This window comes from Collinsella aerofaciens (genome assembly GCF_040915545.1).
GTDB classification, from domain to species: domain Bacteria; phylum Actinomycetota; class Coriobacteriia; order Coriobacteriales; family Coriobacteriaceae; genus Collinsella; species Collinsella aerofaciens_BE.
Map to the genome: position 1 here is coordinate 1 of NZ_JBCPDH010000015.1, position 12,168 is coordinate 12,168.

Annotated in this window: 11 protein-coding genes; 10 read left to right on the forward strand and 1 reads right to left on the reverse strand. The window is 56.0% G+C overall.

The genetic code is table 11. From position 1 onward, the window contains the following. The coding region (locus AB5202_RS06105; protein WP_368147494.1) for an IS110 family transposase at positions 1 to 245 on the reverse strand (245 nt) is incomplete at its 3' end. Positions 246 to 712: 467 nt separating this feature from the next. Here AB5202_RS06105 and AB5202_RS06110 point away from each other — a divergent pair. From AB5202_RS06110 to AB5202_RS06155, 10 genes are all read left to right on the forward strand, one after another. Next, positions 713 to 1,723, forward strand: a complete 1,011-nt coding sequence (locus AB5202_RS06110) for a LacI family DNA-binding transcriptional regulator (protein WP_225093894.1) — start codon at positions 713 to 715, stop codon at positions 1,721 to 1,723. 184 nt (positions 1,724 to 1,907) lie between these two features. Continuing rightward, positions 1,908 to 3,290 carry a family 43 glycosylhydrolase gene (locus AB5202_RS06115; protein WP_368144517.1) on the forward strand — a complete coding sequence of 461 codons (1,383 nt, stop codon included), beginning with the start codon at positions 1,908 to 1,910 and terminating at the stop codon, positions 3,288 to 3,290. Between the two features lie 45 nt (positions 3,291 to 3,335). Then, positions 3,336 to 4,787, forward strand: a complete 1,452-nt coding sequence (locus tag AB5202_RS06120; protein ID WP_040358954.1) for a PTS transporter subunit EIIC — start codon at positions 3,336 to 3,338, stop codon at positions 4,785 to 4,787. Positions 4,788 to 4,888: 101 nt separating this feature from the next. Further along, the gene (locus tag AB5202_RS06125) at positions 4,889 to 6,331 is read left to right on the forward strand and encodes a glycoside hydrolase family 32 protein (RefSeq protein ID WP_368144516.1); all 1,443 of its coding nucleotides are present in this window, start codon (positions 4,889 to 4,891) and stop codon (positions 6,329 to 6,331) included. Positions 6,332 to 6,607: 276 nt separating this feature from the next. Then, positions 6,608 to 7,462 carry a DegV family protein gene (locus AB5202_RS06130; RefSeq protein WP_368144515.1) on the forward strand — a complete coding sequence of 285 codons (855 nt, stop codon included), beginning with the start codon at positions 6,608 to 6,610 and terminating at the stop codon, positions 7,460 to 7,462. Between the two features lie 188 nt (positions 7,463 to 7,650). Then, positions 7,651 to 8,469, forward strand: coding sequence for a pyruvate formate-lyase-activating protein (pflA, locus tag AB5202_RS06135; protein ID WP_368144513.1), 819 nt, complete (start codon positions 7,651 to 7,653; stop codon positions 8,467 to 8,469). Positions 8,470 to 9,118: 649 nt separating this feature from the next. Then, positions 9,119 to 9,904, forward strand: a complete 786-nt coding sequence (locus AB5202_RS06140; RefSeq protein ID WP_368144512.1) for a serine hydrolase — start codon at positions 9,119 to 9,121, stop codon at positions 9,902 to 9,904. Positions 9,905 to 9,982: 78 nt separating this feature from the next. After that, positions 9,983 to 10,723 (forward strand): 5'-methylthioadenosine/S-adenosylhomocysteine nucleosidase, encoded by a 741-nt coding sequence (mtnN, locus tag AB5202_RS06145; RefSeq protein WP_368144511.1) that lies wholly within the window; start codon positions 9,983 to 9,985, stop codon positions 10,721 to 10,723. A gap of 38 nt (positions 10,724 to 10,761) precedes the next feature. Further along, positions 10,762 to 11,352 carry a ribosome biogenesis GTP-binding protein YihA/YsxC gene (yihA, locus tag AB5202_RS06150; RefSeq protein WP_006234871.1) on the forward strand — a complete coding sequence of 197 codons (591 nt, stop codon included), beginning with the start codon at positions 10,762 to 10,764 and terminating at the stop codon, positions 11,350 to 11,352. A gap of 101 nt (positions 11,353 to 11,453) precedes the next feature. Next, positions 11,454 to 12,137 (forward strand): DUF3990 domain-containing protein, encoded by a 684-nt coding sequence (locus AB5202_RS06155; RefSeq protein WP_215673662.1) that lies wholly within the window; start codon positions 11,454 to 11,456, stop codon positions 12,135 to 12,137. The last annotated feature ends 31 nt before the right edge of the window (positions 12,138 to 12,168 follow it).

The window sequence follows — 12,168 nt, forward strand, 5'->3', positions numbered from 1 at the left end:
GACGCGAGGTGCCTGGTGAGGCCCGCCCCGTAGGACGACGTCCCCTCCATCGCGACGCAGGCCGGCTCCCCGGCCGCCGCGATCGCCCCGGCGAGCGCCTCGTATCCCGCCGCGTCGGCGGGGAACCGGCGGGACAGGACCCTGCGGCCCCTCCAGTCCAGGACGCACAGCCAGTGCGAGTCGGCGTGGGTGTCGACCCCGCAGAAGACCGGCCCGCGGGCGCCGGGTGTCGATTCGTTTTGCATGTCTCGCTCCGTTCTTTCCGTGCTCGCCTGGACCGGGCAGACGGCACACTGACGGGGCGCGATAGAATGCGGTTGTTCGGGTCCGCGGTATCGCTCCATGCTCCTATTAGGTCATGCGGCGGTCTCGGCTCGCCGCGGCCCGCGCGGGACATGTCAGGAAACGAGGGCAGCCCTGTGGGCGCCAGCGGAATGTGGGGTCACCGCGCGGTCCGCATCTGATGGTGTCGACGTCAATGGTATACGGGTGCATCATCGACGTCTTCAATACAGAAAATATCAGTGCGGAATGTTTTGGGAGGTAGCCCAAACAGCCCCGGCTGGGTCCTGTGTAGTCACCCTTTAGGCGGAACTCTCCTAATTATTTGGATGAGTCGTTTACTTACTTGTACTGTTACCGTCATCCCGCTGTTGTTGGGGTATGCTTTGTTCGTATGTAAACGTATGACATGTTGATGGGGGAGGGTGCTATGGCTCGCGAGAGTGCTCGTTCTAAGGATACGGCTAAGCCTGGCATCAAGGAAGTTGCGGCGGTGGCGGGGGTTTCGCCTACTACGGTATCTCGTGTGCTTAATAATCGTGGCTATATTAGCCAAGAGACCCGCGATAAGGTCCATGCCGCGATGAAGCGCATCAACTATACGCCCAACGATATCGCTCGTGCCATGCTCAACGGTCGCCTGAATCTTATCGGTATGATCGTCCCCTATGTCAGCAGTCCGTTTCATGCCCAAGTGGTCCAAGTCATTGAGCATACCCTGGCCGAAAACGGTTTTAAGATGCTGCTGTGCAATAGCGCCAATCGACCCGAGCTTGAGCGCTCTTATATCGACATGCTTCGACGCAATATGGTTGATGGCGTCATCGTCAACTCGCTTAATATCGGTGCCGAGGCGTATGCCGAGATGGGCTTGAGTCTGGTTGGTATCGACTGCGACCTTGGCGAAGCCTCTGTTCAGATTGCGAGCGACAGCTATAGCATCGGCGAACTTGCCACGCGTCGCCTGATCGATGACGGATGTTCACGCATCCTGTGCCTGCGCAGCAATAGCCGCATGCGCATGCCTGCCAATAAGCGTACCGATGCCTACCTCGATGTTGTTGAGCAGGCCGGTTTGCCCGCGCTTGTCCGTGAGGTCGAGTTCGTTAAGCCCGACGACGAAAAGAGTGCGGTCGTTGCGAAGATCCTCGATGAGAACCCCGATATTGACGGCATCTTTGCGGGAGACGACACGATGGCGGCTATCTGTCTTAACGTGATGAAGCAGCGCGGCTTGAGCGCTCCGGGCGATATTAAGGTCGTGGGCGCGGATGGTGCCCGCCGCACTATGACGTTTATGCCTGACTTAACAACCGTACGCCAAGATATCGATCGCATCGGAGAGCTCGCGGCGCAATCCATCATTGCTCTTATTAACGGCGAAAAGCCCGAATCGAATATCAAGCTCCCCGTTGAACTCATTGAGGGTAAAACCGCGTAGTTCATCCCGTGCCAAAAGAATTCCTCAAACACCTCTGATGACCGTTCGCCGGCATATGTCAACCGTTTGCCGACGACTGGAACTGCGAAAAGACGTATTGGTGTGAAAACGTTTGACATATGAAAACGATTGACATATCTTGCAGTTGTACCGAGTTAGTATCTCGTGAGAAAGGAAGTCTCGGATGCACAAGGTGTATTACCAGCCTGAGGGAATTTGGGTAGGCGACATCATGCCGTACGGCGAGGACGGCACGTTCTATCTCTATCATCAGCGTGACACGCGAAACCCCGGACCTTTCGGAGAGCCGTTTGGCTGGGCACTCGCGACAACCAAGGACTTCGTCAATTACAAAGACTTTGGCGAGAGCCTTGAGCGTGGCGGCGACGAGGAAGTCGACCAGTATGTTTATGCCGGCACGGTGTTTAAGGTGGGCGACAAGTACCATGCACTCTACACTGGTTGCAATCGCGATAAGGTCAAGGCACGCTTGATGAAGCAGGTTCTTCTTCACGCAACGAGTGACGACGCCGTCAAGTGGGAGAAGAACATCGCCGAGACGCTGCTTCCGCCCCAGGAGGGTTACGATGACCGCAACTGGCGCGATCCCTTTGTGCTTTGGGATGAGGAGAACGAAGAGTACATGCTCATCCTCGGCACGCGTGTGGGCGAGGACAAGCGTCTGATGACCGGTCGTCTGGTCAAGTTCACCTCCAAGGACCTGGATAGCTGGGAGTTCCAGGGCGACTGGTGGAATCCGGGCCTGTACACCATGTTCGAGATGCCTGATCTCTTTAAGATGGGCGACTGGTGGTATCTGGTGTTCTCCGAGTACAGTGATGGCAACAAGACCCGTTATCGCATGTCTCGCTCCATCAACGGTCCTTGGATCACTCCTGCGGACGATTCCTTCGATGGCCGCGCGTACTATGCCGCGCGTACCGCATTTGACGGCGAGCGCCGCGTTCTCTTTGGTTGGGTTCCTACGCGTGACGAGGGCGGCGACCCCAGCTCTTACCTGTGGGGTGGCACCTTTATGCCTCTCGAGATCGTTCAGCGTGCCGACGGAACGCTCGGCACCAAGCTTCCTGACAGCATGCTTGGCGCCTTTGGCGAGGCTAAAGCAGTCGAGGCCTTTGAGCTCTCCTGCAAGTCGGGCAAGGTCGAGCAGGTGCTCGCCGCGGATGCCGGTTCCACCTATATGCTCGATGCCGACATCGAGCTCGCCGGTGACGCTGCCGGCTTCTCGGTGAAGCTTGCCGAGGACGCCGAGTCCGGTCTTGCCTATGAGTTCCGCGCCAACCTGCGTGAGGGCAAGCTCGAGTTTACGGCGGCCCCCCAGTATCCGTGGTTCCAGGTCAACAACATGGGCCTCGAGCGTCCGTTGTTCTTTAAGGGCGAGGGCACTCATCATGTGCGCCTGGTCGTTGACGACGATATCGCGACCATCTTTGTCGATGATGTTGCGCTTAACGCTCGATTCTGCAATAAGCAGGGCCAGGGTGTGGCGCTGACGGTCACCGACGGTACGCTTAAGTGCGCAAATGCAACGATCGCGTCTCTGTAATGGCATCAAAACGTTTTATGATTTCGTAAGGGAATGGAGAGGAACATGGACTACAAAGTAGTGTCTCAGCAAGTCGTCGATAACGTCGGCGGTCTGGAGAACATCGAGGGCGCCACGCATTGCGTTACGCGTCTGCGTCTGGTGCTCAAGGATACGAGCAAGTACAACAAGGCCGAGCTCGAGAACATCGATGGCGTCAAGGGCGTGCTGTACAACAGCGGCCAGCTCATGATCATCTTCGGTACCGGTACCGTCAACAAGGTCTACGATGAGTTTATGGCTCTGACGGGCGTTAAGGAGATCAGCGCTTCCGAGGTCAAGGGCGCCGAGGCGGACAAGAAGGGCAAGTTCTTCTCGGTCCTCAAGGTATTCTCGGACATCTTTATCCCCATCATTCCCGCCTTCGTCGGCGCCGCTATCATCATCGGCCTTAAGTCGCTGATCGTTGCCAACGGCCTCTTTGGCATGGAGGGCAGCCTTGCCGATCACAGCGAGTTCCTCAAGAACCTCGCAAGCTTCTTTGCCATTATCGCCACCACGTTTGACTACCTGCCTGTCCTGGTTATGTACAGCGCGGTGAAGCGTTTTGGCGGTAACCCGATTCTGGGCATCCTCGTCGGTATCGTCATGGTTCACCCGAGCCTTATGAACCGCAACACGTTCGTTATGGACCCGACGGGTGCTGAGTACTGGAACTTTGGTCCGCTCTCCATTCCCATGGTTGCTTTCCAGGGTGGCGTGTTCCCTGCAATCCTGACTGCCTGGTTTATGGCCAAGGTCGAAAAGATTGCCCAGAAGTACATCCCCGAGGTCGTTTCGTTCGTCTTTGTCCCGACCGTTACCCTGATTCTTGCTAACGTCGCCCTGTTCACCGTGTTCGGCCCGCTCGGCAACCTGATCGGCGACGTCCTCGCCGGCGTAATCGATATCCTGTACAACAGGATGGGCGTCTTTGGTGCCTTTGTCTTCGCCGCGTTCCTGCAGCCGCTTGTCGTTACCGGTACGCATCAGTTCATCCAGGGTATCGAGGCAAACCTCGTTGCCACGACTGGCTTCAACTACATCCAGGCCATCTGGTCGGTTTCCATCATCGCCCAGGGCGGCGGCGCCATCGGCATGTACCTCATTCACAAGAAGCATTCCAAAGAGCGCAACATCTGCATGTCGTCCTTTATCCCGACGCTGGTCGGTATCTCCGAGCCCGCAATCTTTGCTGCAAACATGCGCTACTCGATCATCCCATTCATCTGCGCTTGCATCGGTGCAGGCTGCGGCGGTGCCTTCGTCAAACTCTTTGAGGTGCGCGCCATCGGTCAGGGTCTGACCGGCGTGCTTGGCCTGCTCATCGTCACGCCCGAGACGCTCGTGTGGTATGTGGCTGGCAATCTCATCGCCTTCATCGTGCCGATCGTCTTGATCTTTGCCTACAACAAGGCAAAGGGCGTGCCGACCACCGATGAAGAGGGCGCTGGCGCTGGCTTCGACGTTAGCTTCTAGTTGAGCCGTTCAGCGTAATGTGCGGATAAGTCCATTTGGGGAAGGGCGTTCGGCTCGTGTGAGTCGAGCGTCCTTTCCCATAGACGAGAAAGTCAACGGCGATGTTTAATCAAAAAAATAAGGTGACACGCGCGGACTATGAGCAGTGGCGTGCCGGACAGGATGAGACGGCGGCTCGCATCGCATCCGACCCCGATAGGCTTTTGTTCCATGTGGAGCCTGAGCTTGGCTGGCTCAACGACCCCAATGGTTTGGTTCAGATTGGTGATACGTATCACATCTATCATCAATACGATCCGTTCGATGCTGCGCATGGCGGTCCAGTGCTTTGGAACCATCTGACGACAAAGGATTTTGTGACGTACGAGAATCACGGCCCCGTGCTGTTCCCCGATTCCGATTTGGATTCGAGTGGAGCGTATTCTGGTTCTGCCTTTGTACGTGATGGCAAGATTCACTACTTCTATACCGGCAACGTCAAGCATTTTGACCGCGATGATTACGACTACGTGTTGACGGGCCGTGAGCAAAACCAAATTCATATGGTTGCCGAGAATCCCGACGAATTGGGCGAGAAGCGCATAGCTGTTGGGCCGGTCGATTACCCCGACGATATCGGTACGCACGTGCGCGACCCCAAGATCCTTGAACACGACGGTATCTACTACATGGTTCTCGGCGCTCGTACGAAAGACGATCGCGGGTGCGTGCTTGTCTATACCTCGCGTGATCTAGAGGACTGGGGCTATGCGACGCGCATTGAGCTGGGCGAGAAGTTTGGCTTTATGTGGGAGTGTCCTGATCTGTTTGAGCTCGATGGCGAGCTTATTCTCGTTTGCTGTCCGCAGGGCGTGCCCGCCGATGGCTGGCGTTACCGCAATCCGCATCAGTGCGTGTGGTTCTCCATCGAGGCCGATTGGGAGGCGCCGAGCTTTAAGATCGTCGGCCAGGGCATGCCTCCGATGGTCGATGCCGGTTTTGATTTCTATGCCCCGCAGTCCTTTGAGGACGCTGCAGGTCGGCGTTTGATGATCGGATGGTCGGGTTGCCCCGATGCGAAGGCGGAAAGCCCGACGATGGCGCGCGGGTGGCAGTGCGCGTTGACGGTGCCGAGAGAGTTGAGCATGCGCGGCGGCAAGCTCTGCCAGCAACCGGCGCACGAGATTGAGAGAATGCGCGGCAATTGCGTTCGCGCTGTAGGCGGTGAAACCGTTGAGGAGCCGGGTCGCCTGTTTGATCTTGTGGTTTCCTGCGAGGGAGCCAAGATGATCGAGCTCGAAATCCGCAAGGGTGTCTTTGTGCGTTATACGGACGGGATGCTTACCCTCGATATGGGCGACGAAGGCTATGGGCGCGACCAGAGGTCGATCGAGCTCAGCGAGCTTCGCGACCTGCGCGTGCTTTCGGACACTACGATGGTCGAGATTTTTGCCAACGGTGGCGAGGCAGCACTTACGAGCCGTACCTATTCGCCGGCGGTTCCGGCGATGGAGCTGCACGCCGAGGGTGCGGCGTCGATGGATTTCTACCGCCTCGCTCATTAACCGTGCATGGAGCACGATTGGACTTGTTGGGCGGAATGTGTCGCAGTTGCCGCGGCCAGCTACCGCTTATCGCGTATAGCGACCGTTTGCGGAATAAGTAACACTCCTTAATAAACCGTGTAGAATCTCAGATAAGCACGGAGTTTTCCAGGGAGACGCTGTCCTTTGTTGTGTGCAAGGGGCGGCGTCTCTTTGGCGCTCTGCCGCCGTTGTGCAACAGTGCGGCGACGCGTGCCATGTATTGAAAAGCCAATGTCGAGATGGGTCGTGATAATAATGGACAAGTACGTAATCGTGGTTGAGTCTGGGTCGGATGTGACGCCGGAGCTCTGCGAGCGCTACGGCATCGTGCGCGTGCCCATGCATGTCACGATTGGTGACGAGACCGTCGAGGACGGCTCGATCGATCCACTCGAGATTTATTCGCGCTGCAACGAGTTTGGTGTGATGCCCAAGACCAGCGGCTGTGCGCCTGCGGATTTTGCGCACGTATATGACCGTATCCATGCCGAGCAGCCCGATGCGACCATTCTGCATCTTGCGTACTCCGAAGTTACGACCTGCTCGCATCAGTCCTCCAAGATTGCAGCTAAGGGCCGCGACTACGTCTTCTCCATGGATACGCGTTTTGTCTCGGTGGGTCAGTCGTTGGTTGCCGTCGAGACTGCCAAGTATATCGAAGCCCATCCAGATGCCACCGTCGACGAGATCTTTGCATTTACGAACTCCGTCATGGACCGCGTGCTGTTGGGCTTTGTTCCTACCGACCTTGCCTTCCTTAAGGCGGGCGGTCGCTTGTCCAACGTTGCGTTCCTGGGCGCCCATCTGCTCAAGATTAAGCCCTGCATTGAGGTGACGGGTGGTAAGTTCGTGGCGACCAAGAAGTTCCGCGGTTCTATGCTCAAGTGCGCCCGTGCCTTTATTGATCACATGGTAGAGAAGGGCGAGATCGACTACTCGCATATTGGCCTGGCGTATTCGGTGGGTCTTTCCGAGGAGCTGCGCGACGACATGGAAGTCTATGCACACGATCTTGGCTTTAAGGACGTTACCTGGACTCAGGTCGGCGGCGTCATTTCGAGCCACTGCGGCCCGACTGCTTTCGGCGCGGTACTCACGCTTAAGGCGTAAAGGCCTGGCGTCTATCGATTTCTATTGCCGCGGCGGCGGGCGGGTTGCGATAACCCTCCCGCCGCTCTTGCGTTGGGGTCAAATAGAACAACCCAATTGACCGCTAAACCGTTTCGCCATCATGTATATGGGCTAGAATGACTCTGGCATTTATGTAGCTAAAACCAATGAGAGGCAAGGTAGCGGGAATGGCTGAGATGACGCTCGAGGGTGTGGACGCTCGTCCCGAGGACTCTGCGTTTGCCCTGGGCCGCGTGCATTCGATTGAGACGATGGGAACGGTCGACGGACCCGGCATCCGCTTTGTGGTGTTTGTTCAGGGCTGCCCCATGCGTTGTGCGTATTGCCACAACCCCGATACCTGGTCGGTTAACGGCGGCACGATGGTGACCGTTGAGCACCTGATGGACGAGTTCCAGAGCAACCATGAGTTTTACCGCAGCGGTGGTATTACGGTGTCCGGCGGCGAGCCGCTCCTGCAGCCTGAGTTTTTGGCCGACCTGTTCTGTGCAATGCACAACAACCCCGATGGCCGCGTGCATACCTGCTTGGATAGCTGTGGCTATGCGTTTGATCCCAACCATCCCGAGAAGTTCGATGCCGTACTCAACGAGACCGATATGGTGCTGCTCGACATTAAGCACGCCGATCCCGTCGAGCATAAAAAGCTGACCGGTTGCGATCCCGCACGCATTCTGGCGTTTGGTGATGAGCTCGCGCGTCGCAAGATTAAGGTCGTTATCCGCCACGTGGTGGTGCCGGGCATTACCGACACGGTGGAGGAGTGCGAGGCACTCGGTCGTCTGATCGCTCCATGGCACAACGTGGTGGGTTTGGAGATGCTGCCGTATCATACGATGGGTGTCGTCAAGTACGAGCAACTGGGCATTCCCTATAAGCTCGAGGGCGTGCCCCAGATGGATACCGCGCGCATGCCCGAGCTGCGCAACGCCGTCATGACGGGCATGAAAAAGCGCCGCGCCGAACTCAAAAACGCCATCGGCTAGCGAGCCATTTTCGCTCCCCAAAGGCACTCATTGGGGACAGACTTAAATGAGTGCCCCTGGGCACCTAGTTGATTGCTAAAGAGCCCCGTCAAGTTGCGGTGGAATAGTTCTTGTTTTTCGGCTTATGCCGTCCAAACAGGAACTATTTCACCGCAACTGCGTTTTGGGTAGAGATGTGCAACAGAATTGGCAAAAATGCATAGAAACGCTTGTGGTTTCTTTAAAGACACCTTAAACGCCACTGAATATCTTTGGAAAGAAATGCCTGCTCGTTATCATGCTGCTCGTATATAAACGGTAGCAGTCAGGAGACCACGTGCGAAACATCGCATCGCGGGACGAGTATGTGCCGCAGCATGGCAGCAGATATAAGACGAAGGACACGTCTTCGCGTGGCCTTGCCGACACTCGCATCCGCGTGAGGAAGATTGCCGCCATTGGGATGCTAACGTCGGCGGTTATTATCCTCGGAATTACCGCCAAAACCTACGCGTCGGAGCGAATGGCACACTCAGATGCGTCAGCGGTACAGACGCAAAACAAAAAGGTCTCTGAATCTAAAGTCACCGCAAGTCAAACCCTGTCGACAGCGAACCTCAAGACGGGGTTTTCGAAGGCGGACTTTAACGATATTCCCTCAGGCGATACCGTGCAGACCTTCTCACTGGTTGATGACCAGATCCTCGCCCTGGAGGATGAGAACCTCGCCGCACTCCAGAATGCGCTTGACCAGGCGCAGGAGCTGGGCGATGTGGGCGTGGTGTTTTACGACCTGTCGAGCGGTAAGGGCGTGACGTATAACGCTGATGTCGAGGTGTACGGTGCGAGTAGCTACAAGGCACTCTATGCGTTGTACATTTGCGAATCTCTGGTCGAGACGGGCCAGGTTTCACTCGATGACTCCCTTGGCACCTATGGTGGCTACAACATGGGTTGGCAGACGGTACGCGACTTGATCGAGGCTGCGGTCGTTTATTCAGACAACGATTCGTTTATTGCGTTACGTGCGGCGTTTGACCGTGTCGGTTACGAGGATTGGATTGTCGGCCTTGGCATCGATTACGATACGGCACTGGATCCGATGAGTGATTTTCCGACCTACTGCCCGCGCACTTCTGCGAGGTTATGGCGTGAGATGAGCGAGTATCTGAGCATGGATACCGAGACTTCACAGTGGTTGTCGGGCCTTCTGGCATCAACATCGCGCTCGTTTATTCGCGATGGCATTGCGGACGAGCAGGTTTTGGTGCGCAACAAGGCAGGCTGGATTAGCGAGGATGGTTACTATTCGACATGCGATGCAGGCCTCATCGACATCGATGGCCGTACCTATGTCATGAGCGTCATGACATCGATGCCATGGAGTGACCGCTCGAGCGAGGTTACGGCTGCGATTGCAAAGGCTCTGTTTGATACGCGAGCTGCGCTGGCCTAGCGTGTTCGTTTGGCGAGGTCAAACAAAATGCTGGTACCATACCTTGGTTGAGAATTTCGTATAGGTTTGGGGAATGGTATGGCTACCATCGCGATTATCGGTGCGCTCGAAAAAGAGATCATGCAGATTAAGGAAGAGCTGAGCGACGTATGCGAGGCACGGGAGGCAGGCTTGACCGTTGTGAGCGGTGAGCTCGACGGCCTGACAGTTGTCGCCACAACGGCGGGCATGGGCACGGTGAACGCCGCTGCTGCAACACAGCACCTCATTAGCAAGTATGCTCCGCAGGCTGTTGTGTTTTCGGGCATTGCGGGCGGTTTGAACCCCAAGCTCCATATCGACGACGTGGTCATTGGCAAACGCCTACGCTATCTGGATACCGATACCGCGCTTATCGCCGAGTCCGCACCGGGGCTCGAGGAGTTTGGCTCGACGCCCGCGCTGGTCGATATTGCCGCCGACGTGCTTGCTGAGCGTGGGTTTGTTGACGCTTCGAAAAATGCAGTCGCTTCGAACGAGGGCACCAAGCAGTTCCTGGTCGGCACGATTGCCACGGGTAACCGCTTTGTGACGGGCGCCACCATGCGCAACGACGCTATCGAGGCGACGCATGCCGATTGTGTCGGCATGGAGGGCGCGGCAATTGCCCATGTCGCAACCAAAAATGGTGTCGATTGCCTGGTGTTGCGCGCTATCAGCGATAATTGTGACGAGGCGTACGATGCAATTTGCGAGCGAGAGTTCGATTTGTTCGAGTACGCGCGTGTCGCAAGTGACATTACGCTCGATATCGTCCGCCGCATTGCCGCTGTGCAATAGCGCGTCTATTTGTAAGAACCTACGACCAAGGAGTGTCCATGGCCGATTCCATTAACTACCAGCTTGCCAAGTTCGTCGCCAGCTATGGCAAGGTTTCGCAGATTCCCGAGTCCACCTGCCCCGAGGTGAGCTTTGTCGGCCGCTCCAACGTGGGCAAGTCGTCGATTATGAACAAGCTATTTGGCCGCAAGAACCTAGTCAAGGTTTCCAGTACGCCGGGCAAGACGAGCAACATCAACTTCTTTGAGGCCGATGACGTGCATTTCGTGGACCTGCCGGGTTACGGTTTCGCCCGTCGCTCCAAGGCCGAGCGCGACCGCTGGGCCGAGCTTATCGGCGACTTTTTTGACTCCGAGCGCAGCTTTAACTTGGTCGTCTCGCTGGTGGACATTCGTCACGACCCCAGCAAGCTCGACCACGACATGATCGACTACCTACAGGGCAACGAGTTCAACTTTATCGTTTGCCTCACCAAAGCCGACAAGCTCAGCCGCACCCAGCAGGCCCGCCAGGCAGCAGCCATCAAAAAGCAGCTCAACGTTCCGGCCGAGAATGTGATCATCACAAGCTCCCAGACCGGCACCGGCATCGACGAACTCAAAAAGCGCATCGCCGAGGCTTGCCTCTAGTAAGGGCTCTTGGCAGGCAATAGTTTGCATCTATCTATATCACCCCAGTGATAGTTGTTGGTACACTATCACTGGGGTGATATTTTTGTTTGGAGGTCGATATGGAGCTTTGGCACGGGTCGGAGGTTGTTGTCGAGCATCCATCGTTGGATAAATGCAGGCAATTCAATGACTATGGGCGCGGGTTTTATTGCACACCGCATGAGGAAATGGCAATGGAGTGGGCATGTCGGACCGAGTCTGATGGCATTGCCAATCGATATGAGCTTGATTTAGATGGCCTTGCGATTTTGGATTTGGAATCAGGTGAGTTCTCGATTCTCAACTGGCTTGCAATTCTGGCGAATAACAGAGAGTTCAATGTTTCAACGCCAGTAGCACGCGAGGGGCTTCGTTATCTGCTGGATAACTGCCTGATTGATATTTCTCCCTATGACGTTATTCGAGGCTATCGTGCAGACGATTCCTATTTCTCGTTTGCAAGACAGTTTGTCAACGGCATGATCTCGCTCAGGCAATTGCAGCGCATTATGTTTTTGGGGGATTTGGGCATTCAATATGCGCTTATGAGTGAGCGTGCATTCTCGGCGATTAAGTTCCGCGATTGGAAGCAGGCCTCGGGAGCTGAGTTTTATCCCAAACGATTTGAGCGAGAACAGAACGCTCGACGAAAGTACCTGGATACGGTAAACGGATTTGACTCTGATGGTGTCGACATTAGGGATTTGATGGCAGGAAGGGTTGATTTAAATGATCCAAGAGTTAACGGATTGTGGGCCGAGTAGGACATACCCCGTTTACTACCTAGAGGATGCA